Source organism: Micrococcus sp. 140720015-1 (assembly GCF_053627595.1).
Genome location: NZ_JBSEYC010000004.1, coordinates 350,297 through 372,763, shown reverse-complemented (window position 1 = coordinate 372,763; position 22,467 = coordinate 350,297). Strand labels below are relative to the sequence as shown.

At 73.0% G+C, this 22,467-nt stretch carries 16 protein-coding genes; 11 read left to right on the top strand and 5 right to left on the bottom strand.

Annotation, left to right across the window (positions count from 1 at the left end):
• The first annotated feature begins 4 nt into the window (after positions 1-4).
• Positions 5-382, top strand: coding sequence for a monovalent cation/H(+) antiporter subunit G (gene mnhG, locus ACUXPL_RS09010; protein WP_454183327.1), 378 nt, complete (start codon positions 5-7; stop codon positions 380-382).
• A gap of 55 nt (positions 383-437) precedes the next feature.
• Here the strand turns inward: mnhG and ACUXPL_RS09005 are convergent, their stop codons facing one another.
• Entirely contained in the window at positions 438-959 is a 522-nt protein-coding gene (locus ACUXPL_RS09005) for a PaaI family thioesterase (RefSeq protein ID WP_454183325.1), read from the bottom strand.
• A gap of 67 nt (positions 960-1,026) precedes the next feature.
• Here ACUXPL_RS09005 and polA point away from each other — a divergent pair, with 67 nt between their 5' ends.
• The 3 genes from polA to rpsA all read left to right on the top strand — a co-directional run bounded on the left by polA (position 1,027) and on the right by rpsA (position 6,797).
• Positions 1,027-3,840, top strand: coding sequence for a DNA polymerase I (polA, locus tag ACUXPL_RS09000; RefSeq protein ID WP_454183323.1), 2,814 nt, complete (start codon positions 1,027-1,029; stop codon positions 3,838-3,840).
• The gene (locus ACUXPL_RS08995; RefSeq protein WP_454183321.1) at positions 3,824-5,197 is read left to right on the top strand and encodes a GNAT family N-acetyltransferase; all 1,374 of its coding nucleotides are present in this window, start codon (positions 3,824-3,826) and stop codon (positions 5,195-5,197) included. Before polA ends, ACUXPL_RS08995 begins: the two co-directional genes overlap by 17 nt.
• 142 nt (positions 5,198-5,339) lie before the next feature.
• Positions 5,340-6,797, top strand: coding sequence for a 30S ribosomal protein S1 (gene rpsA / locus ACUXPL_RS08990; protein WP_115164985.1), 1,458 nt, complete (start codon positions 5,340-5,342; stop codon positions 6,795-6,797).
• 136 nt (positions 6,798-6,933) lie between these two features.
• On the opposite strand, the gene ACUXPL_RS08985 is transcribed toward rpsA, so the two are convergent.
• Positions 6,934-8,151, bottom strand: a complete 1,218-nt coding sequence (locus tag ACUXPL_RS08985) for a class I SAM-dependent methyltransferase (RefSeq protein WP_454183319.1) — start codon at positions 8,149-8,151, stop codon at positions 6,934-6,936.
• On the bottom strand, positions 8,144-8,845 hold the full coding sequence (locus ACUXPL_RS08980) for an IMPACT family protein (protein WP_454183317.1): 702 nt from the start codon (positions 8,843-8,845) through the stop codon (positions 8,144-8,146). Before ACUXPL_RS08980 ends, ACUXPL_RS08985 begins: the two co-directional genes overlap by 8 nt.
• 154 nt (positions 8,846-8,999) lie before the next feature.
• Here ACUXPL_RS08980 and coaE (ACUXPL_RS08975) point away from each other — a divergent pair, with 154 nt between their 5' ends.
• From coaE (ACUXPL_RS08975) to ACUXPL_RS08945, 7 genes are all read left to right on the top strand, one after another.
• The gene (coaE, locus tag ACUXPL_RS08975) at positions 9,000-11,369 is read left to right on the top strand and encodes a dephospho-CoA kinase (RefSeq protein ID WP_454183315.1); all 2,370 of its coding nucleotides are present in this window, start codon (positions 9,000-9,002) and stop codon (positions 11,367-11,369) included.
• Complete coding sequence (gene coaE, locus ACUXPL_RS08970) at positions 11,366-12,013, top strand: dephospho-CoA kinase (RefSeq protein WP_255168740.1); 648 nt, start codon at positions 11,366-11,368, stop codon at positions 12,011-12,013. Before coaE (ACUXPL_RS08975) ends, coaE (ACUXPL_RS08970) begins: the two co-directional genes overlap by 4 nt.
• A gap of 37 nt (positions 12,014-12,050) precedes the next feature.
• Positions 12,051-14,180 carry an excinuclease ABC subunit UvrB gene (gene uvrB, locus ACUXPL_RS08965; protein WP_454183313.1) on the top strand — a complete coding sequence of 710 codons (2,130 nt, stop codon included), beginning with the start codon at positions 12,051-12,053 and terminating at the stop codon, positions 14,178-14,180.
• A 76-nt stretch (positions 14,181-14,256) separates the two neighbouring features.
• A complete protein-coding gene (locus tag ACUXPL_RS08960; RefSeq protein WP_454183311.1) occupies positions 14,257-14,895 on the top strand; it encodes a SatD family protein in 639 nt (212 codons plus the stop codon).
• A complete protein-coding gene (locus ACUXPL_RS08955) occupies positions 14,892-15,656 on the top strand; it encodes a hypothetical protein (RefSeq protein WP_454183309.1) in 765 nt (254 codons plus the stop codon). The genes ACUXPL_RS08960 and ACUXPL_RS08955 overlap by 4 nt, the downstream gene beginning before the upstream one ends.
• 76 nt (positions 15,657-15,732) lie before the next feature.
• Positions 15,733-16,770 carry a TerC family protein gene (locus ACUXPL_RS08950; protein ID WP_454183308.1) on the top strand — a complete coding sequence of 346 codons (1,038 nt, stop codon included), beginning with the start codon at positions 15,733-15,735 and terminating at the stop codon, positions 16,768-16,770.
• Positions 16,771-17,010: 240 nt separating this feature from the next.
• Positions 17,011-18,270, top strand: coding sequence for a TerC family protein (locus ACUXPL_RS08945; RefSeq protein WP_454183306.1), 1,260 nt, complete (start codon positions 17,011-17,013; stop codon positions 18,268-18,270).
• Between the two features lie 55 nt (positions 18,271-18,325).
• Here the strand turns inward: ACUXPL_RS08945 and ACUXPL_RS08940 are convergent, their stop codons facing one another.
• Both ACUXPL_RS08940 and ACUXPL_RS08935 read right to left on the bottom strand, forming a co-directional pair.
• A complete protein-coding gene (locus tag ACUXPL_RS08940; protein ID WP_454183304.1) occupies positions 18,326-19,792 on the bottom strand; it encodes an alpha/beta fold hydrolase in 1,467 nt (488 codons plus the stop codon).
• A 32-nt stretch (positions 19,793-19,824) separates the two neighbouring features.
• Positions 19,825-22,458, bottom strand: coding sequence for a DEAD/DEAH box helicase (locus ACUXPL_RS08935; RefSeq protein ID WP_454183302.1), 2,634 nt, complete (start codon positions 22,456-22,458; stop codon positions 19,825-19,827).
• Positions 22,459-22,467 lie beyond the last annotated feature (9 nt).

The following is a 22,467-nucleotide window of genomic DNA, read 5'->3' as shown; positions in this document are numbered from 1 at the left end:
CCCCATGGACACCGCGATGAATGTCATCGGCTCCCTCATGATCGTGCTGGGCGCGCTCGTCTTCCTCGGCGCCGCCCTGGGCCTCGTGCGCTTCCCGGACCCCTACACGCGGATCTCCGCCACCGGCACGGCCGGCGGCGTCGGCATGATCCTGCTCGTGGTCGGGGCCCTGCTCCACATGCCCTCGGTGGCCAACGTGGTCAAGGTCGTACTGATCGTGGTCCTGCAGCTCGGGACGGCGTCGGTGGCGACGATGGCCCTGGCCCGTTCGGCCTATCTCACGGGGGTGCCCATGAACCCCGGGCACTACGACGAGCTCGCCGAGGACACCCCGGGGCGCGAGCACGGCAAGCCCGCTCCCCGCGCGCCGGACGAGGTCTGAGACCGCCCGCACGCGGCGTCGGCCCGTCCCGTCTCCCGGGGCGGGCCGTGCCGCCTCAGGGGCGCGGCGCCAGGACCAGGTTGGTGATGCGGGCGGTCGAGAGCCGCCGGCCCTGCTCGTCCGTCATCACCACCTCATGGGTGACGAGGGTGCCGCCCAGGTGGACGGCGGCCGCGGTGCCGGTCACGAGGCCCGAGCGGACGGCCCGGTGGTGCGTGGCGCTGATCTCGACCCCGACGACGTTGCGGTCCGGCCCGGCGTGGATCTTCGCGGCCATCGAGCCCAGGGACTCGGCGAGCACGAGGTGGGCGCCGCCGTGCAGCAGCCCGACGGGCTGCTCGTTGCCCGCGACGGGCAGGGTGGCGACGGCGCGCTCGGCCGTGAGCTCGAGGAAGCGCAGACCCATCTTCTGGGCGAGGGGGCTGATCGCCGCGCCGCCGAGGGCGGTGACAAGCTCGGGCGTCAGACCGGCCTCGGCGCAGGCCGCCTCCAGCTCGGCGGGGCTCAGCTCGGGGGTGACGCCGGGGCGGTACACGCGCTCGGAGGCGGCGGGGGTGGTCTCGGTGTGCTCACTCATGAGCACTAGGCTGGCACACGCGACCGGCGCGCCCCGCGCCGCGCGCCGAGAGGAGACGTGAGCACCCATGGCGGCAGATCCGACCCCAGAGGCCCCGCAGCGGCTGCTGGTCCTGGACGGGCACTCGATGGCGTTCCGCGCGTTCTACGCGCTGCCCGCCGAGAACTTCGCCACGGACACGGGCCAGCACACGAACGCCGTGTACGGCTTCACCGCCATGCTCCTGACCATGATCCGGCAGCAGCGGCCCACGCACGTGGCCGTGGCGTTCGACCTCTCCGGGCCCACGTTCCGCTCCGAGGAGTACGGGGAGTACAAGGCCGGCCGCTCCGAGACGCCCGCGGAGTTCGCGGGCCAGATCGAGCTGACCGTGAAGGTCATGGAGGCCCTGGGCATCCCCACGCTCACGCTGGAGGGCTACGAGGCCGACGACATCGTGGCCACGCTGTCCGCGCGCGCCGAGGAGGCGGGGTGGGAGGCCGTCGTCGTCTCCGGTGACCGGGACGCGTTCCAGCTCATCTCCGAGCGCACCACCGTGCTCTACCCCAAGAAGGGCGTCTCCGACATCCCGCCGATGGACGCGGACGCCGTCCTGGCCAAGTACGGGGTCGCCCCCGCCCAGTACCCCGAGCTCGCGGCCCTCGTCGGCGAGGCCGCGGACAACCTGCCCGGCGTGCCCGGCGTCGGCCCCGGGTTCGCCGCGAAGTGGCTGAAGCAGTACGGGGACCTCGACGGCGTGCTCGCGCACGCGCACGAGATCACGGGCAAGAAGGGGGAGGCGCTGCGCGAGCATCTCGAGGACGTGCGCCGCAACCGCCGCCTCAACGCCCTCGTGCGCGACCTCGACCTGCCGATCGGGCTCGAGGCGATGCGGCTCGAGATGCCCGAGCGCGAGCCCGTGGAGGAGCTGTTCGACGCGCTGCAGTTCAACCGCATCCGGGAGCGCGTGTTCGAGGTGTTCGGCGAGCGGGTGGGCGAGGACGCGCCGCCCCCCGAGGTCGAGGCCGCCCCGGAGTTCACCGAGGCGACGACGGCCGAGGACGTGCGCGCCTTCCTCGCCGCCGAGGCCGGCAACCTGCTCGGCGTCCACGTGGACGTCGAGGGCCCGGCCCTGCTGCCCCGCCGCAAGGTGCCCGTGCCCGGCACGTTCGGCACGCCCGTCGGCGTCGCGCTGGTGGGGGAGCACGCGGGCCTGCACGTGAGCCTCGACGGCGACGCCCCGGACCCGGCGCTGGTCGCCGCCGTACGCGAGGCCCTCGGCGAGGGCGGACTGGCCAAGGCCGTGCACGACCTCAAGCGCACGCTCAAGGCGCTGGCCGCGCCCACCGAGGGCGACGGGCTCGGCCCGGACGCGGCCCTGGACGGCGTGGTGGACGACGTGCTGCTCTCGGCCTACCTGATCCAGCCGGACCGGCGGGACACCTCGCTCGAGGCGCTGGCGGAGGCGCATCTGCACACCCCCCTCGCCGCCCCGCGCGAGCCTGCGCAGCAGCGGGCGCAGGGGACGTTCGACCTCGACGGGGGTCAGGCCGCCGCCGAACGCGCGGACCGCGCCGCGGACGCCGTGCGGGCCGCCTGGGTGGTGCGCCGTCTCTCGACCCAGTTCACGCCCCAGGTGCTCGACCGCGGGGCCCAGCGGCTGCTGCAGGAGCTCGAGATCCCGCTCTCGCGGCTGCTCGCCCGGATGGAGCTGACCGGCATCGCCGTCGACGTCGACGCCCTGACCGGCCTGCGCGAGGACTTCACGGACGCCGCCGACGCCGCCAAGGAGTCCGCGTGGGCGTCCGTCGGTGAGGAGACCGGCGGGATGCAGGTCAACCTCGGCTCGCCCAAGCAGCTGCAGGAGGTGCTGTTCGAGCGGCTCAACATGCCGCGCACGCGCAAGACGAAGACCGGCTACTCCACGGACGTTGACTCGCTGCAGGACCTGCTCGAGCAGACCCGGCACCCGTTCCTCGAGAACCTCATGGCCCACCGCGACGCCACGAAGCTCCGGCAGACCGTGGAGGGGCTGCTCGAGACCGTCGCCCCGGACGGCCGCATCCACACCACCTACTCGCAGACCGCCGCCGCCACGGGCCGACTGTCCTCGCTGCACCCGAACCTCCAGAACATCCCGGTGCGCACCGAGGCGGGCCGCCGCATCCGTGAGGTGTTCGTGGCGGACGAGGTGGCCGGCGAGCAGGCCGTGCTGCTCTCGGCCGACTACTCCCAGATCGAGATGCGCATCATGGCGCACCTGTCCGAGGACGAGGGGCTGATCCAGGCCTTCCGCGAGGGCGAGGACCTGCACTCGTTCGTCGGCTCGCAGGTGTTCGGGGTGGACCCGGACGACGTCACCGCCGAGCAGCGCGCCAAGGTGAAGGCGATGAGCTACGGCCTGGCCTACGGGCTGTCCTCCTTCGGGCTGTCCAAGCAGCTGAAGATCTCGGTGGACGAGGCGCGCGGCCTCATGAAGGGCTACTTCGACCGCTTCGGCGGCGTGCGCGACTACCTGCGCGACGTCGTCGCGCAGGCCCGGCAGGACGGGTACACCTCGACGATCGAGGGGCGCCGCCGCTACCTGCCGGACCTCAGCTCGGACAACCGTCAGCTGCGGGACATGGCCGAGCGCGCCGCGCTCAACGCCCCCATCCAGGGCTCGGCCGCGGACATCATCAAGCGCGCGATGCTCGACGTGCAGGCCGGCCTCGAGGAGCGCGGGCTGGCCTCGCGCCTGCTGCTGCAGGTCCACGACGAGCTCATCCTCGAGGTCCCGGCCGCCGAGCTCGAGCAGGCCACGGCGCTCCTGAAGGAGCGGATGGGCCGGGCCGCAGAGCTCTCCGTGCCGCTCGACGTGCACGTCGGCCAGGGAAGGAGCTGGCATGACGCCGCACACTGATGCTCCGGAGGGTCCGTCGCTGCGGCGGCTGGCCGATGCCGCCGAGGCCCGGCTCGGCGAGCACGGCCTCGCGCTGCGCGACCTCGGGGTCCTCGGCCCCGAGGACCCCGCCGCATCGCACTTCGCGGCCGCGGTCGAACGAGGCTTCTACGAGACGGTGCCCACGGGCGCCGCGCTCCGCCAGCAGCTCGAGGCCCACGCGGCCGACGGACGGCGCCGGCTCGGCGTCTACGCGCCGGGGGACGACCCGGCGGCCCGCCGCCCCGCCGCCACCTTCGAGGACTTCGTGCAGCCGCTGACCACGTCGCCCGGCCGCACCGTCGACGCCTGGCTGATCACCGACGTGACCGTCTCGCCGGACGCCCGCCGGCGCGGCGTGCTGCGGGCCATGATGCTCAGGTCCCTCGCGGACGCCCGTGACGCCGGCCTGTGCGCGGCCGCCCTGACCGCGACCGAGGCCGCCATCTACGGCCGCTTCGGCTTCGGGGCCGCCACCCGGTGGCACGCCGTGCGGATCGACGTCTCGGGCGCCCCCGCGCTCACGGGCGCCCCGGCCGGCGGGCGGGTCACGGTCGAGGAGCCCCGGGAGATCCCCGGCCTCGTGGACGAGCTGTACGGACGGGTGCTGCCGGCCACCCCCGGCTCGGTCCAGCGGACCTCGTTCAGCGTGCCTCGCTGGGAGGACCGCGAGGCGAGCCGGAACGAGGGGCGCGGCTCGGGGCTGTACGCGGCGGTCCACCGCGACGACGGCGGGCGGGTCCAGGGCGTCGCGCTGTACCGGTTCGAGGGCTGGGAGAAGGAGCCGCCCACGATCACCGTCACCGCGTTCCTCGCGGCGACCGCCGACGCGCGGCGCGGGCTCGTCCACCACCTGGCCCGGCTGGACCTGGTCGAGCGGATCGAGTGGGGCCGCGCGCCCGAGCCCGGCTGGCTCGAGGCGCTCTTCGTCGACGAGCGGCGGGTGAGCCGGCACCGCGGCTCCGACGACCTGTACCTGCGGGTCCTGAACCTGCCCGCCGCCATGGCGGCCCGTGGCTGGGCGGGCGACGGGGAGGTCGTCGTCGCCGTGGAGGACGCGCTCGGCGCGATCGACGGGACGTGGCGGCTCACCGTCCGCCGGGGGCGCGGGGACGCCGAGCGGCTGGGCCCCGCGGCCGACGCCGGGGGCCTGGGCGCGGGGCTCCGGCTCGACGCGGCCCGGTTCTCCGCGCTCTGGCTCGGCGGGCACTCCCGCGGGGCCGGCGCCGCGGTGCTGGCGGAGGCCGGTGTCGTGGCGGAGCTGCAGGCCGGCGCGGCGGAGGCGTTCGACGCGCTCGTGCGGCCCGGACGACCCCTGCACACCCTCGTCGGCTTCTGATACGCTGGACGAGCACATTCGTGCGCATTTGATACATGTCCATCACGACCCACGCCGGGTGGGGCCCCTCTGGTGCCCGGATGCCGCCCACCGGCGGCATCGATCCCGACGTGACCCCCGATCCCAACGGAGTCCCTCCTACATGACCACCACTTCCAACGCCCCGCAGGTCGCCATCAACGACATCGGCTCTGCCGAGGACCTGCTCGCCGCCATCGACGCGACCATCAAGTACTTCAACGATGGCGACCTCGTCGAGGGCACCGTCGTCAAGGTGGACCGCGACGAGGTCCTGCTCGACATCGGCTACAAGACCGAGGGCGTCATCCCGTCCCGCGAGCTGTCCATCAAGCACGACGTGGACCCGGACGAGGTCGTGGCCGTGGGCGACACCGTCGAGGCCCTGGTCCTCACCAAGGAGGACAAGGAGGGTCGCCTGATCCTCTCGAAGAAGCGCGCCCAGTACGAGCGCGCCTGGGGCGACATCGAGAAGATCAAGGAGGAGGACGGCGTCGTCGAGGGCACCGTCATCGAGGTGGTCAAGGGCGGCCTCATCCTCGACATCGGCCTGCGCGGCTTCCTCCCGGCCTCCCTCGTGGAGATGCGCCGCGTGCGCGACCTGGCCCCCTACATCGGCCAGAAGCTCGAGGCGAAGATCATCGAGCTGGACAAGAACCGCAACAACGTGGTCCTGTCCCGCCGCGCCTGGCTCGAGCAGACCCAGTCCGAGGTCCGCTCCAACTTCCTCCACAAGCTGGAGAAGGGCCAGGTCCGCAACGGCACCGTGTCCTCCATCGTCAACTTCGGCGCCTTCGTGGACCTGGGCGGCGTGGACGGCCTCGTGCACGTCTCCGAGCTGTCCTGGAAGCACATCGACCACCCGTCCGAGGTCGTCGAGGTGGGCCAGGAGGTCACCGTCGAGGTCCTCGAGGTGGACATGGACCGCGAGCGTGTCTCCCTGTCGCTGAAGGCGACCCAGGAGGACCCGTGGCAGCTCTTCGCCCGCACCCACGCCCTCGGCCAGGTCGTGCCGGGCAAGGTCACCAAGCTCGTGCCGTTCGGTGCGTTTGTCCGCGTCGAGGACGGCATCGAGGGTCTCGTGCACATCTCGGAGCTGGCCTCGCGCCACATCGACACCGCCGAGCAGGTCGTGTCGGTCAACGACGAGCTCTTCGTCAAGGTCATCGACATCGACCTCGAGCGTCGCCGCATCTCCCTGTCCCTCAAGCAGGCCAACGAGGGCGTGGACCCCGAGGGCACCGAGTTCGACCCGGCGCTCTACGGCATGGCCGCGGAGTACGACGAGGAGGGCAACTACAAGTACCCCGAGGGCTTCGACGTCGAGACCAACGAGTGGATGGAGGGCTTCGAGGCCGAGCGCGCCGCCTGGGAGCAGCAGTACGCCGACGCTCAGGCCCGCTGGGAGGCCCACAAGGAGCAGGTGCGCCGCTCCCTCGAGGAGGAGGCCACCGCCGGCGCCGACGCCGGTGCGGGCCTGGGCGGCTCGTCCTACTCCTCCGAGGCCCCGTCCTCGGACGGCGGCACCCTGGCCTCGGACGAGGCCCTCGCCGCCCTGCGCGAGAAGCTCACCGGCAACTGATCGCCGCGGTGCGTGACCGTCCCTGACGGCCCGCGCCGAGCATCCGACGCCCCGTCCCTCCCTTCGGAGGGGCGGGGCGTCGTCGCGTCTCGGGGGGACCGGCCGCGGGGGAGCGGACGGGACCCGACGGCGCAGCTCAGCGGCGCTCGGAGACCGTCACGGTGAACGTGCGGTCGCGCGCCGTCTGCCGGGTCGGCCCGACGAGGTCCTCCAGCACCGGCCGGTACCGCAGGTGCGAGTTCCAGACGCACCACAGCCGGCCGCCCGGCTCCAGCACCCGCGCCGCGGCGGCCACCAGCCGGTGGGCCACGGAGGGGTCCACGGCGTTGCCGTCGTGGAACGGGGGGTTTAGGAGCACGCACTCCTCCGTCCCGTCCGGCCACGTGGCCAGGGCGTCGTCGCGCACGGCCCCGACGCGGTCCGCCACGCGGTTCGCGCGGGCCGTGGCGAGCGTCGAGGCCACCGCCACGGCGGACTGGTCGGTGGCCACCACGGTGACGTGCGGCCACAGCCGCGCCGCCCCGACCGAGAGCAGTCCGTTGCCGCAGCCCAGGTCCACGACGCGCCCCGGCGGGCGTGGGTCGTCGGCGAGGGAGGCGAGCAGCAGACGGGAGCCCGGGTCGGCGGCGGCTCCGCCGAAGGCGCCGGCGTGGGCCACCAGGTGCAGGCGCCCCACGCCGGGGACGTCGCGGTCGGCCTCCTCCGGCGGCCGGGGGGTCACGCCGGGACGTGGGCCCCGGGCCGTGAGCACGCGCGCCTTGCGGCGTCCCCGACCGGCGACGACGTCCTCGAACGCCGCGCCGAGCACCGCGTTCATGCGCGGACTCATGTGCTTGTCGCGGCCACCGGCCAGCAGGACCACGCCGGGGTCGGCCGCGCCCGCCACGATCCGGGACAGCCGGTCGAGCTCGTCGAGCGAGCGGGGCAGCGGCAGCAGGACCGTCCGGGCGCCCCGGGCCGCCTCCTCGGGCGTGGCCGACCGCTCGAGCTCGCCCGTCTCCCCGCCGAGGCGACCGGCGTCGCTCCACGCGGCGAGGTTCGCGTCCAGCGAGCGCTCGGCGGAGGCGTCGTCCTGGTGGACCCGCACGTCGTGACCGGCCGCGAGCAGGGGCAGGGTCAGGGCGCCGTGCCGGTCCTCCAGCACGGCCACCGGGCCGGGGACGTGCCCGCTCGCGATCCATCCGGCCAGGGTGTCGAGCAGGAGCAGGTCCGCCGCGTCGTGGGCCTGGCGGTCGGGCTCGGGCGGCAGCGGCCACCGGTCCAGCGCCGCGAAGTCCACGCCCGCGGTGAGGTCGTCCGGCAGCCCGCCGCGGGCGACATCGGGGGTGACCCCCCGGGGCAGCGGCTCACTCATGGTCCACCCAGTCCTCTCCGATCCGCTCCGCATGCCCCGCGCCGGCCGTGACGTCCGCGAGCCGCGCCGCGAACGCCGCGCGGTCCTCCTCGGTGTCCGGCACGCCGACCGTCAGGCGGACCGCCGCGGCGCCGTAGCTCGCCTCCAGCACCGACACGCCCGCCGCGCGCAGCTCGTTCTCCCACCGGCCGGCGTCGGTGTGGGGCGCCTCCACCGCGAGCAGGGCCAGCCGGGAGCGGGTGCGCAGCGGGGCGGCGTCGAGCGCCCCGGACACCGAGTCCGAGTAGGCGCGCACCAGGCCCCCGGCGCCCAGCTTGATCCCCCCGAACCACCGCACGACGACAGTGCACACGTCCGTCAGGTCGGTCCGGCCCGGCGCGGTCTCGCGCTGGACGAGGGCCTCGAGCATGGGGACGCCGGCGGTGCCGGCGGGCTCGCCGTCGTCGCTGGAGCGCATCCGGTCCCGGGCGGGGCCGAGGACGAACGCGCTGCACACGTGCCGCGCGTCGTGGTGCCGGCGCCGCAGGACGGCGACCATCTCGCGCGCCTGCGCCTCGTCCTCGACGCGCCCGAGGTAGGTGAGGAAGCGGCTGCGGCGGATCTCCACCTCCCGTTCCAGCCAGCCGTCGGAGTCGCGGGCGGACGCCGGCAGGACCGTGCAGCGCGCGGTCGGGGCGAGGGCGGGATCGGGCATGACCCCACCCTAGGGGCTGGCCGAGGACGGGCACGTCGTCGAGCCCGGACGTGAGCTTCGGTACAGTGGGGGACCGTGCCACCCGGCACCGGCCCACCGGTGAGCGTGCACGCGTGCCGCCGCGGGCCTCCCACGACCCTGTCCCGGGAGACTCATGACTTCCCCGCTCACTCGCCTGCACGACACGTTGGGACTCCGCACGAGTCCGGCGATCTTCTTCGGCTCGGCCGCCGTGGTCGTCCTCTTCACCGCCGCGATGGGCCTGTTCCCGGGTCCGGTCCAGGCGGCCTTCGGCGCGGTCTCGAGCTGGCTGCGCTACGACGTCGGCTGGATCTACACGCTCAGCCTGACCCTGCTGGTGGCGTTCCTGTTCATCCTCGCCGTGACCCGGTACGGCCGGGTCAAGCTCGGCGACGACGACGCGGTGCCGGAGTACTCCGGCCTGACCTGGTTCGGCATGATGTTCGCCGCCGGCGTCGGCGCGGTGCTGATGTTCTGGGGCATCGCCGAGCCGATGAACCACTACGCCAACCCGCCCATGGCGGGGACGGAGCCGTTCTCCGACCGCGCGGCCTCGGAGGCCATGTCGATCGCGAACTTCCACTTCGGCATCCACATGTGGGCGATCCTGCTCGTCCCGGGCCTGTGCTTCGGCTACTTCACGTACAAGCGCAAGCTGCCCCCGCGCGTGTCCTCCGCCTTCCAGCCCCTCCTGGGCGATCGCATCCACGGCCCCATCGGCAAGACGATCGACATCATCGCCGTGGTCTCCACCGTGTTCGGCCTCGGCGTGTCCGTGGGCCTGGGCGCCCTGCAGATCAACGCGGGCATGAACTACGTGTTGGGCACCCCCGTGGCCGGCTGGGTCCAGGCGCTCATCCTGGCCGTCATCACGGCCGTCGGCACGGCCTCCGTGCTGGCCGGCATGGACAAGGGCGTCAAGCGGCTGTCCTACGCCAACATCCTGCTGGCGATCGCCCTGCTCGTGTACGTCCTGATGTGGGCCGTCTCCAGCATGGACGTCATCCGCGGCACCGTGCAGGCGATCGGCGAGTACGCCTCGATGCTGCCCGTGCTCTCCACCTACAACGACACGTACAACTCGGGCCAGTGGTCCGGTGACTGGACCGTCTTCTACTGGGCCTGGACCGTCACGTGGGCGCCCTTCGTGGGGATGTTCTTCGCCCGCATCTCGCGCGGCCGCACCATCCGCTCCTTCATCGTGGCCGGCCTCGGCCTGCCCACCGCGTTCGTCATCATCTGGATGGGCATCTACGGCTACTCCGCGTTCCAGTCGGACCGCGCCACCGCGCCGGCGCCGGGCCAGGGCGGTGACCTGACGCAGACGATCGTCACCGACGGCAACGTCCAGGCCGCCCTGTTCCAGCACCTGCAGGCCATGCCGCTCTACACGGTGGCCGCGGTCGTGGCCCTCGTGGTCATCACGCTGTTCTTCATCACCTCGATCGACTCGGGCGCGCTCGTGATGGACGCGATGGCCAACGGGCACGAGGATGCGGCGCCCCGCCGTCAGTCCGTGTTCTGGGCCGTGTCCATCGGCGCGGTCTGCGCGGCCATCATCCTCACCGCGGGCGAGAACGGCCTGGCAGCGCTGCAGGAGGTCATCATCGTGATCGGCCTGCCCATCCTGCTCATCACCGTCACGCAGGCCGCACTGCTGCTGCAGGCCCTGCGCGAGGACGCGGGTGCCGCGCGGCCCATGCGGACCCGTCAGTGGAAGCAGGTGCTGCCGGCCGAGGAGTACCGCCGCCGCGCCACCGAGGACGGCGTGGACGTCTCGGACTTCGTGATCCGCCCCGAGTTCGAGGTCGGCACCGAGCCGGAGAACGACACGCACACCCCGAAGACGTGGCACCAGCAGCGCATCGACGCTGCCAAGGCCCTCGTCACCGTCGGCCTGACCGGCGGCATCGCCGCGGGCCGCACCGAGGTCGGCGCGGAGCTCGAGCGGCTGGGCGCCGTCGTCGTGGAGTTCGACGACCTGATGGGCGAGATCCTGGTGCCCGGCAACCCCGTGCTCGACGAGCTCCGCTCGGTCTTCGGCGACGACGTCGTCCGCGCGGACGGCACCCTGGACGCGCGCACCCTCAACCGGCTCACCACCGAGAGCTCGACCGCCCGGACGCGCATGTACGAGATCGTCTCCCCGGCGGTGCGTGACGAGGCGAACCGCCGGGCCCGCGAGATCGGCGAGGACTCCGTGCTGGTGGTCGACCTGGCCCTGCTGGCCGAGACCGGCTCCGAGCGCGACTTCGACCAGGTGCTGGCCGTCTCTGCTCCCGCCGAGGTGCGCGTCGCCCGGCTCATGGAGTCCCACGACATGACCCGCGAGCGGGCCTGGGCCTTCATCGACGAGGAGGCGGCGGACGAGGAGCGGGCCGAGATCGCGGACACCGTGATCGAGAACGACGGCTCGCTCGAGGACCTGCGGGAGGCCGTCCGGGCATACTGGGAGGCCAAGATCCAGCCTCAGCTCGAGGCCGCCCGAGGAGAGCGCGTATGACCGAGACCGACCCGGTGGCCGAGCGGCCGCGCGTCCACGTGGGCCTGACCGGTGGGATCGCCGCCGGCAAGTCCGCGGTGGCCCGCGTCCTGCAGGAGCGTGGCGCGCTCCTGGTGGACTCGGACGCCCTCGCCCGGCTGGTCCTCGAGAAGGGCACCGACGGGCTGGCCGCCGTCCAGGACGAGTTCGGGGACCGCGTCATCACCGCGGACGGTGAGCTCGACCGCGTCGAGATGGCCCGCATCGTCTTCGGGGACGAGCGCGCCCGACAGCGCCTGAACCGCATCGTGCACCCCCGGATCCGGGCTGCGGCCCGGCGCATCGTCGCCGAGGCCGGGCCGGACGCCGTCGTGGTCCAGGACGTGCCGCTGCTGGTGGAGACCGGGCAGGCGGACGCGTTCGACCTCGTGATCGTGGTGGAGGCCCCGCTCGAGGAGCGCCTGCGCCGGATGGTGGAGGACCGCGGCATGAGCCGCGCGGACGCCGAGGCGCGGATCGCGGCCCAGGCCACGGACGAGCAGCGGCGCGCCGTCGCGGACGTGGTCATCGTCAACGACGCCGACCTCGAGCGGCTCGCGTCCGTGGCGAACCAGGTGTGGGACCGGTTCCTCGCCCCCGACGCGGCTGAGCCCTCGGCGGACTGACCGCCGGGGTGTCCGGGGCGCGACGTAGGGTTCTGCCATGAGCCTGGCCCAGAAGATCAACCGCGTCGTCGCCCCGTTCGAGGTCATCTCCCCGTACCAGCCCTCCGGTGACCAGCCGAAGGCCATCGCCGAGCTCGCCGAGCGCGTGGAGGCGGGGGAGAAGGACGTCGTCCTGATGGGCGCCACCGGCACGGGCAAGTCGGCGACGACGGCGTGGCTCGTCGAGCGCCTCCAGCGGCCCACGCTGGTGATGGTGCAGAACAAGACGCTTGCGGCGCAGCTGGCCAACGAGTTCCGCGAGCTGCTGCCCAACAACGCGGTCGAGTACTTCGTCTCCTACTACGACTACTACCAGCCCGAGGCGTACGTCCCGCAGACGGACACCTTCATCGAGAAGGACTCCTCCATCAACGAGGAGGTCGAGCGGCTGCGCCACTCGGCCACGAACGCGCTGCTGACCCGGCGGGACGTGATCGTGGTGGCCACCGTCTCCTGCATCTACGGCCTCGGCACGCCCGAGGAGTACATCGAGCAGATGGTCACCCTGCGCCGCGGTGCGGAGATGGACCGGGACGTGCTCCTGCGGCGGTTCGTGCAGATGCAGTACGTGCGCAACGACGTCGACTTCCACCGCGGCACCTTCCGGGTGCGGGGGGACACCGTGGAGATCATCCCCATGTACGAGGAGCTCGCGGTGCGCATCGAGTTCTTCGGGGACGAGATCGAGTCCATCCAGACCCTGCACCCGCTCACCGGCCAGGTGGTGCGCGAGGAGGAGGAGATGTACATCTTCCCGGCCTCGCACTACGTGGCCGGCGACGAGCGCATGGGCCGGGCGATCACCACCATCGAGGACGAGCTGCGGGAGCGGCTGCAGGAGCTGGAGTCCCAGGACAGGCTGCTCGAGGCGCAGCGGCTGCGCATGCGCACCACGTACGACCTCGAGATGATGCAGCAGATGGGCTACTGCAACGGCATCGAGAACTACTCGCGCCACATCGACGGCCGTCCCGCCGGCTCCGCCCCGCACTGCCTGCTGGACTACTTCCCGGACGACTTCCTGCTCGTGGTGGACGAGTCCCACGTGACCATCCCGCAGATCGGGGCGATGTACGAGGGGGACATGTCCCGCAAGCGCACCCTCGTGGAGCACGGCTTCCGCCTGCCCTCGGCCATGGACAACCGCCCGCTGAAGTGGGACGAGTTCCTCGAGCGGATCGGGCAGACCGTGTACCTCTCCGCGACGCCGGGCGCCTACGAGCTCGGCCAGGCGGACGGCTACGTCGAGCAGATCATCCGGCCCACCGGCCTGGTGGACCCGCAGGTGGTGGTCAAGCCGACCGAGGGGCAGATCGACGACCTGCTCGAGCAGATCCGCGTGCGCACGGCCAAGGACGAGCGCGTCCTGGTGACCACGCTGACCAAGCGCATGGCGGAGGACCTCACGGACTACCTGCTCGAGGCGGGGGTGAAGGTCGAGTACCTCCACTCGGATGTGGACACGCTGCGCCGCGTGGAGCTGTTGCGGGAGCTGCGCAAGGGCACCTTCGACGTGCTGGTGGGCATCAACCTGCTGCGCGAGGGCCTGGACCTGCCCGAGGTCTCGCTCGTGGCGATCCTGGACGCGGACAAGGAGGGCTTCCTGCGCTCCACCACCTCCCTCATCCAGACCATCGGCCGTGCCGCCCGCAACGTCTCCGGCGAGGTCCACATGTACGCGGACGACGTCACCGACTCCATGCGCCGGGCGATCGAGGAGACCGAGCGGCGCCGGGCCGTGCAGATCGCGTACAACGAGGAGCACGGGATCGACCCCCAGCCGCTGCGCAAGCGCATCGCGGACATCACGGACCAGCTGGCCCGGGAGGACGCGGACACCGCCGACTTCCTCAAGGGCATGGGCGGCGTGAAGTCCGGGTTCGACTTCGGCATGGGCCACCGCGGCCTCAGCTCGCTGGACCGGGCCCCGGCCGCGGGGGAGGGCGCCGAGGCCCCGGCGGTGGACCCGGCGTCGCTGCCCGCCAAGGACCTGGCCGATCTGATCGAGCAGATGTCGCAGCAGATGCACCAGGCGGCGGCGGACCTGCAGTTCGAGCTCGCGGCCCGCCTGCGCGACGAGGTCGGCGAGCTCAAGAAGGAGCTGCGGCAGATGAAGCGGGAGCAGTGACCGCCCGGCATGGTGCCGACCCAGGGTGTTATGAAAACGCTGATGAATGGCCTCATATCAGTGATAGTGTGACGCCATGAGCGCAGCGCCCCCGGTCGCGGCCGTGATCGCGGACATCGTCGGCTCCCGCGCGCTCCCGGACCGGGACCGCGCGCAGGAGCAGATCCTGGCCGCCTTCGCGGCCGCGGAACAGGACGTCCCGCCGCTGCGTCCCGCCTGGGCCAGCGTCGGCGACGAGTTCCAGGCGCTGCACCGCACGTGGCCGGACGCGCTCCGGCTGACCGTCCGCGTCACGCTCGCCCTGCCCCCGGGCCTCGACCTGCGCTTCGGGATCGGCCTGGGGCAGCGGCGGGCCCTGGATGCCGGCGGGGGCGGCATCGAGGACGGCACGGCCTGGTATCGGGCCCGCGAGGCCGTCGAGCGCGCGCACGAGCGGGCCTCCGGCGCCGCGACCGCCTTCCGCGCCGCGGACCCGTCCCTCACCGCCGCCGTGGACGGGCTCGTCCTGCTGCGCGACCACGTCCTCGGCCGGCTCAAGGCCCGCGAACGCCGGATCGCCGCCGCCCTGCTGGGCGGGGCGACCCAGGCGGAGGCCGCACGGGCGGAGCGGATCACGCAGTCCGCGGTGTCGCAGGCCGCCGCGCGGTCCGGGATCGACCGGCTGCTCGAGCTGGACGCCGAGCTCGCCGCCGCGGCGACGGAGGCCGCGCCGTGACCGCCCTCGCACTGCTCGCCCTGGGGCTGCACGACCTGCTCGACGCCGTCCTGCCCGGCGCCTGGCCCACCCCCCGGCGACGGCGGCTCGCCCGGGCCGGCGCGGCCGTGGCCGCCGTCCTCGCCGCGGTGCTGGTGGCCGTTCTGGCGCCGACCGGCATGTCCGTCGCAGTGGGCGGCGGCCTGGTGGCCCTCGGCCTGCTGATGGGCTGGACGTGGCTGCACCCGGACCGGCCGCTCGGGGTGGTCGCGGTGGTGGCCACGGTCGGCCTCGTGGCCGTGCTCGAGTCGACCCTGGCGCCCGCGGGCCTGCGCTCCGCGCCCCCGGCCCTCACGCTGCTGGCGGTGGCGCTGGCCCTGACCGAGACCGGCAACCGGGTCACCCGCGCGGTCCTCGCCCTGGCGGGCCGGCCCGCCGACGGGGGCGACGAGGAGGCGGAGGACCCCGTGGCGGAGCCCGAGACCGCGCCGTCCGCCGCGCCCACGGCCGCCGCGGCCGACGGCCTGCGCGGCGGCCGCTACATCGGGCCCATGGAGCGGCTGCTCATGGTCGTCCTGGGGCTCGCGCAGGCCTACCCGGTGATCGCGGCCCTCATGGCGGCCAAGGGCATCGTGCGCTTCCCGGAGATCTCGGCGGACCGCGGCGTCGGCTCGCGCGCGGAGGAGTTCCTCATCGGCTCCCTCGCCAGCTGGGGCCTGGCCGCCGCCGGTGCCGTCGTCGTCTGGCTCGCCCTGGGGCTGACCGCCCCCGGCGCAGCCTGAGACCGGGCCCACCCGCGTCCGCGCGCGGGGCCGCCCCCGTCTAGACTGGCGCGGCCCCCACGAAAGGAACCCCTCCATGGACGTGCTCAGTCCCGTCTTCGAGACCACGACCCTTGTGGTCCTCGGCGTCATCCTCCTGCTCGACCTGCTGTACGTCGCGCGCCGCCCCCACGAGCCCTCCATGAAGGAGGCCGGCCTGTGGATCGGGTTCTACGTGGCGCTGGCGCTGGTCTTCGCGGGGCTCCTCTTCGCCCTGGGCGATGCGCAGCACGGCACCGAGTTCCTCGCCGGCTGGGTCACCGAGTACAGCCTCAGCGTGGACAACCTGTTCGTGTTCCTCATCATCATGGCCAAGTTCCAGGTGCCCCGCCGCTACCAGCAGGAGGTGCTGATGGTGGGCATCATCATCGCGCTGATCGCCCGCGCGGTGTTCATCGCGGTCGGCGCCGTCGCCATCGAACACCTGACGTGGGTGTTCTACATCTTCGGCGCCTTCCTGCTCTGGACCGCCTGGCAGCAGCTCAAGGACGAAGACGAGGAGTCCGAGCCGGGCGTCGTGGCCCGCCTGACCCGCCGCCTCAACGTGGCGCCCGACTACGACGGCAACCGACTGCGCACCACCGTGGACGGCCGGCGCATGTTCACCCCCATGGTGGTCGTGTTCATCACGATCGGCCTGACGGACGTGATGTTCGCGGTGGACTCCATCCCGGCGATCTTCGGCCTCACCCAGAACTGGTTCATCGTCCTGACCGCCAACATCTTCGCCCTCATGGGCCTGCGCCAGCTCTACTTCCTGCTGGGCGGGCTCATGGACCGACTCGTGTTCCTCAAGCACGGGCTCGCGTTCATCCTCGCCTTCATCGGCGTCAAGCTCGTCTTCCACGCCCTGCACGAGAACGAGCTGCCCTTCATCAACGGCGGCCACCCCGTGACGGCCGTCCCGGAGATCTCCACGTTCGTCTCCCTGGGCGTCATCGTCGGCACCCTGGTGCTGGCCACCGTGGCGTCGCTGATCTGGGGCCGCACGGACCGGGAGTCCGACTCCCCGCTCACCGGCCAGGTCCAGCGCAGGGAGGACTACGCCGACCGGGCCCGCCGCGACGACCGCTGACCCGCCGACCGCGCCAGCCGGCCCGACGACGCCCCGCTCCGCCCGCCGCGGACCGGGGCGTCGTCGTGCGACCGGGTAGACTGGCCGGCGACGTAGGGGAGTATCCCGAACACTGTGGACGTCAGCACGCCGCGGCCGCCGAGAGCGCGCCGCCGGCCGGACACAGGGGCCCGGGCCGCGGTCGCGGCGGGCGGAGAGACTTGCGGCACCGTCCCGACCCCTGACGCCGAGAGGTGACCCGTGGAAATCAACGGCCTGACCTGGGGCCTGACGATCGCGCTGATCGTCGGACTCCTCGCCTTCGACTACTTCGCCCATGTCCGCAAGGCGCACACGCCGACCATCAAGGAGGCCGCGATCTGGTCCGGCGTCTACGTCGGCCTCGCGCTCGTCTTCGGCCTCGTGTTCTTCGCCTTCGGCGACACCCAGCACGCGGTCGAGTACTACACCGGCTACCTGCTGGAGAAGGCGCTCAGCGTCGACAACCTGTTCGTCTTCCTGGTCATCATGGCCAGCTTCCGCGTGCCCCGCGACTACCAGCAGAAGGTGCTCCTGTTCGGCATCACCTTCGCGCTGATCTCGCGCACCCTGTTCATCCTGCTGGGCGCCGCCGTCATCGCCGCGTGGTCCGACGTGTTCTACCTCTTCGGCCTGTTCCTGCTGATCATCGCCGGCGGACAGCTCAAGGGCGAGATGTCCGGCGACGCCGAGGGCGCCCAGGACGAGGCGGACAACGTGATGGTCCGCCTGGTCAAGCGGTTCCTGCCCGCCTCCGAGCAGTTCGACGGCGAGCGCCTCTTCACCATGGTGGACGGCAAGCGCCTCATGACGCCGATGCTCCTCGTGATGATCGCGATCGGCGCCACCGACGTGCTGTTCGCCTTCGACTCCATCCCCGCGATCTTCGGCGTGACCCAGGAGGCGTACATCGTCTTCACCGCCACGGCCTTCTCCCTGATGGGCCTGCGCCAGCTGTACTTCCTGATCGACGGTCTGCTCGACCGCCTCGTCTACCTGGCCTATGGGCTCTCCGCGCTGCTGGCGTTCATCGGCGTCAAGCTCATCCTGCACGCTCTCCACGAGAACAACCTGCCCTTCATCAACGGCGGCGAGAACGTGCCCGTCGTCGAGATCCCCACGACGCTGTCCCTCGTGGTCGTCGTCGTGATCCTGGCGGTCACCGTGGCGATCTCCCTGGCCTCACCCAAGGGCCAGGCCCTGCGGGCGCTGCAGAACGCCGAGAAGTACTCGCACCGCTACTCGAAGCTGGCCGAGGACGCCGACCCGGCCGAGCGCGAGCGCGCCGCCGCCCTGATGGACCGCTGGACGGCCCGGGCCGAGGCACTGGACCAGCGCTGGCGCGACCAGCTGCTCGAGCACAAGGACGCGTGGTCGGCGATCATCCGCACGGCCCACGAGACCCGGCTCGCCGATCCCCGTGACGACGACGCGCGCGGGGTCTCCGAGCAGATCGTGCGGCAGGACGGGCCCACCGTCTGAGCCGACCACGGCGCCGGGGGAGTGCTCCGCCGGCGCCCCGGGGCCCCCGGGCCGGTCAGTCGACCGGGTCGGGGGCCGTCGTCGTCCCGGCGCCGTCAGGCGCGGTCATCGCCAGGAGCCGGTCGAGGATCGCCGGCCCGTCGTCGGCGATGCCGTCGTGGTGGAAGGCGTCAGTCTCCCACACCCGCAGGCCGCGGACGCGCCCCGCGGTCTCGAGCGAGAGGTCCCGGTCCACGTACACGTCGTCGGCGTAGACGGCGGCGGCGACGGGGACGGTGTTCTGCGCCAGGGCGGCCACGTCGTACAGCGAGCCCCACTGCGTGCGCTCGGCGAGCAGCCGCGCCGTGCCGGCCAGGGGCCGCAGCCGGGGGTCGACCTCGACGGACCAGGGCATGACGTGCTCGCCCGTGGGCAGCGGGACCGCGGTCGCCTCCGGGTCGAAGTCCGGGTGCTCGGCGAGCATCCGGGACGCCGACCAGCCGGTGTCCGCCCGGCCGCCGGCCAGGTCCGCCGGCTGCGCGTAGATCGCCTCGTGCAGCACGGTGTAGAGCGGGTTGACGAGGCGATCGTCCTGGTCGGCGACGGCGGCCAGGAACGTCTCGGACAGGCGCGGTGCGGGTCCGGTGCGGTCCACGGCCTCGGCGAGGACCCAGTGCAGGCGGTCCACGCGGGTGTTGCCGCCCAGCAGCATGCCCAGGGCCTGGGCCCGTCCCACGGTGAGCGGTCCGCCGCCGGGCAGGGGGATCGGGGCGCCCGCGGCCTCGGCGGCACGGATCAGCCCCACGGCCTCCGCCCACGCGTCGCGGTCGGCCGGGTGCCGGTCGAAGAACTCCTCGGCGCGGGCGCGCATCCGGGCGTAGGTGGCCCGGTAGACCCGGTCGGCGTGGCCGGTGAGCGGGGCGAGGCCGCCGGTCACCAGGCTGCGCTGCAGGCCCTCCGGGTGGAAGGAGAGGTAGCTCAGCGTGCAGAACCCGCCGAAGCTCTGGCCCAGCGTGGTCCACGGCCCGGCGCCGAGGGCGAGGCGCAACATCTCGGCGTCCCGCACGATCGAGGGCGCCCGCAGGTGCACCAGGTGCTCGGCGCGGGCCTCGTCCGAGGCGAAGGCGCCCGGGGCGGTGAGGGTCGCCACGGTGGCCGGGGTCGAGCGCCCCGTGCCGCGCTGGTCCAGCAGCAGCACGCGGTGGCTCTCGGCCAGCGCGCCGAGCCAGCCGCTCCGGCGCGCCGGGCGGGGCCCGGCACTGCCCGGGCCGCCCTGGAGGTACAGGGCCCAGGGACGCTCGCCCCCGGGGTCGTCCTTCGCCCGGATCTCCCGGGCGAAGACGGTCAGCGTGCCGCGCCGGTGCGGCCCGACGCCGGTGCCCGCCGCATCCTGCGCCTCGGCCTCGGCGAGGCCCAGCGCGTGGTCGATCGGCACCGTGAACCAGTGGTCCACCGTGACGGTGCCGTCGTAGAGCTCGGTGCGCTCGCCCACGCGGTGGCGGGCCGGCTCGAGCGGGGCGAAGCCGCGCGGGTCGCCCGCCACGGGCCGTCCTGCCGCCCGGGCGACCCCGGCGCTCACAGGCCCCACCCGGACTCGGGCGCGCCCACGGAGACCACCCGGATCACGGGGTGGCCCGCCTCGTCGGAGGCGTCCAGGTCGACCACGGCGTTGATCCCGTGGTCCAGGTCCCCGTCCGGGTCCTTCAGGACCTGCCGCACCGCCCACCAGCGCGGGCCGGCCAGCTCCAGCGGGGCGGCGACGTCGGGGGCCGCAGCCACGCGGAACAGCTCGGGGCCACGCGCGGCGGGGCCGTCGTCGATGTCCTCGTGGTCGTCGAAGTAGGCGTCGAGCGCGTCGGCCCAGTCGTCGGCGGACAGGTCACCGGACAGGCGCGAGAGCGCCTCGTCCCGCTCGTCGCCGAACAGGCGCACCCGCTGGAACATCGCGTTGCGGACCATCACCCGGAACACGGGCTCGTTGTCCGTCAGGCGGGGCGGGGCCGGCGGCTCGAGCGCCTCCAAGTCCCGGCGCAGCTCGTCGATGTCCCCGGCCACCAGGTCCTCCCACTCCTCCAGGAGGGACGAGTCGGTCTGCTTCACCATCTCGTCGAGCCAGTCCAGCAGCACCTGGAGCTCCTCGGTGCGGGCCGCCTCGGGCACCGTGTGGCGCAGCGCCTTGACCGCATCCGTGAGGTAGCGCAGTAGCACGCCCTCGGACCGGGCGATCCCGTAGAAACGCACGTAGTCGCCGAAGCCCATGGCCCGTTCGAACATGTCGCGCACCACGGACTTGGGGGTCAGCTCGAACTCCGCGAGCCACGGGGCGTCCTGCCGGTAGAGCTCGAACTGCTGCTCGAGGAGCTCGGCCAGCGGCCGCGGGTGGGTGACCTCGTCGAGGGCCCGCATGCGGTCGTTGTAGTCCATCCCCTCGGCCTTCATGGCGGCCACGGCCTCGCCCCTGGCGTGCTTGACCTGGGCCGAGAGCACCTGGCGCGGCGGGTCGAGGGTCGCCTCGATCACGGAGACGACGTCGAGCGCGTGGTCGGGATCGGCCGGGTCCAGCAGGTCGAGCGCGGCGAGGGCGAAGGGGGAGAGCGGCTGGTTGAGCGCGAAGTCCGGCTGCAGGTCCACCGTGAGGTCCACGGTGCGGCCCTCGGCGTCCGGCTCGGGCAGGCGTTCGACGACGCCCGTGGCCAGCAGCTCCCGGAAGATCCCGAGCGCGCGGCGCATGAGCACCGCCTGGCGGGCCGGGGTCTCGTGGGTGCCGCGCAGCAGGCGCCGGACCGCGATCACCGGGTCGCCGGGCCGGTCGAGGATGTTCAGCAGCATGGAGTGCGTGATCCGCATGCGGGAGACCAGCGGCTCCGGCTCGGCGGAGACGAGGCGCTCGAACGTCGCCGGCCCCCACGAGACGAAGCCGGCCGGCGGGGTCTTGCGCTTGCCGGACTTCACGGACTGCTTCATGCGCTTGGCCCGCTCGGCCTCGTCCTTGACGTTCGCGAACTTCGCGGCGGCCTTGCGCTCGGCCGCCTTGTTCTCGATCACGTGCTCGGGGGCCTGGACCACCACGGTGCCGGAGGTGTCGAAGCCGGCCCGGCCCGCCCGGCCGGCGATCTGGTGGAACTCGCGGGCCTGGAGCAGGCGGGTCTTCTCGCCGTCGAACTTGGACAGCGCGGTGAGCAGCACGGTGCGGATCGGCACGTTGATCCCGACGCCGAGCGTGTCCGTGCCGCAGATGACCTTGAGCAGCCCGTCCTGGGCCAGCTTCTCCACGAGGCGGCGGTACTTGGGCAGCATGCCCGCGTGGTGCACGCCGATGCCCGCCCGGACGAGGCGATTCAGGGTGTGCCCGAAGCCCGCGGAGAAGCGGAAGCCGGCGATCCGCGCGGCGATCGCCTCCTTCTCCTCCCTGGACGTCACCGAGATCGAGGACAGCCCCTGGGCCGTCTCCACGGCGTCCAGCTGCGAGAAGTGCACGATGTACACCGGTGCCTGGTGGGTGCTCACGAGCTCCTCGACCTTCTCCTGCAGCGGCACCTCGGACCACTCGAACGTCAGCGGGATGGGGCGCTCCGCGTGGGCGACGACGGCGACCTCGCGTCCGGTGCGCTCGGTCAGGTCCGCCTCGAGGCGGGCGGTGTCGGCGAGGGTGGCCGACATCAGGAGGAACCGGGCCTGCGGCAGCTCGAGGAGGGGGACCTGCCAGGCCCAGCCGCGGGAGGGGTCCGCGTAGTAGTGGAACTCGTCCATCACCACGGTGCCGATCTCCATGCCCGAGCCCTCGCGCAGCGCGCGGTTGGCGAGGATCTCGGCGGTGCAGCAGATGATGGGCGCGTCACCGTTGACGGTGGAGTCGCCCGTGACCATGCCGACGTTCTCCGCGCCGAACACGTCCACCAGCGCGAAGAACTTCTCCGAGACGAGCGCCTTGATCGGCGCCGTGTAATAGGAGACGGCGTCGTGGGCGAGCGCGTCGGCGTGCGCGGCCAGCGCCACCAGGGACTTGCCGGAGCCGGTGGGCGTCGCCAGGATCACGTGCCGGCTCTGGACGAGCTCGAGGGCGGCCTCCTCCTGGGCGGGGTAGAGCGAGATGCCGCGGTCCTCGGTCCAGGCCGCGAAGGCCCCGAAGACGTCGTCGGCGTCCGGGGCCGGCGGGAGCGCGTCGATGCGGTCGGTCAGCGAGGGCGGGTTCGTGGCGGCAGAAGTCATCGCCCCCAG

Bases quoted from the DNA above. Each gene is read 5' to 3' on its own strand.
- ACUXPL_RS08960 (WP_454183311.1), top strand. From the start codon at position 14,257: ATGAGCGCAGCGCCCCCGGTCGCGGCCGTGATCGCGGACATCGTCGGC.
- ACUXPL_RS08950 (WP_454183308.1), top strand. From the start codon at position 15,733: ATGGACGTGCTCAGTCCCGTCTTCGAGACCACGACCCTTGTGGTCCTC.
- mnhG (WP_454183327.1), top strand. From the start codon at position 5: ATGGACACCGCGATGAATGTCATCGGCTCCCTCATGATCGTGCTGGGC.
- ACUXPL_RS08935 (WP_454183302.1), bottom strand. From the start codon at position 22,458: ATGACTTCTGCCGCCACGAACCCGCCCTCGCTGACCGACCGCATCGAC.
- coaE (WP_255168740.1), top strand. From the start codon at position 11,366: ATGACCGAGACCGACCCGGTGGCCGAGCGGCCGCGCGTCCACGTGGGC.
- ACUXPL_RS08985 (WP_454183319.1), bottom strand. From the start codon at position 8,151: ATGAGTGAGCCGCTGCCCCGGGGGGTCACCCCCGATGTCGCCCGCGGC.
- ACUXPL_RS08980 (WP_454183317.1), bottom strand. From the start codon at position 8,845: ATGCCCGATCCCGCCCTCGCCCCGACCGCGCGCTGCACGGTCCTGCCG.
- ACUXPL_RS09005 (WP_454183325.1), bottom strand. From the start codon at position 959: ATGAGTGAGCACACCGAGACCACCCCCGCCGCCTCCGAGCGCGTGTAC.
- polA (WP_454183323.1), top strand. From the start codon at position 1,027: ATGGCGGCAGATCCGACCCCAGAGGCCCCGCAGCGGCTGCTGGTCCTG.
- rpsA (WP_115164985.1), top strand. From the start codon at position 5,340: ATGACCACCACTTCCAACGCCCCGCAGGTCGCCATCAACGACATCGGC.
- coaE (WP_454183315.1), top strand. From the start codon at position 9,000: ATGACTTCCCCGCTCACTCGCCTGCACGACACGTTGGGACTCCGCACG.
- ACUXPL_RS08995 (WP_454183321.1), top strand. From the start codon at position 3,824: ATGACGCCGCACACTGATGCTCCGGAGGGTCCGTCGCTGCGGCGGCTG.
- uvrB (WP_454183313.1), top strand. From the start codon at position 12,051: ATGAGCCTGGCCCAGAAGATCAACCGCGTCGTCGCCCCGTTCGAGGTC.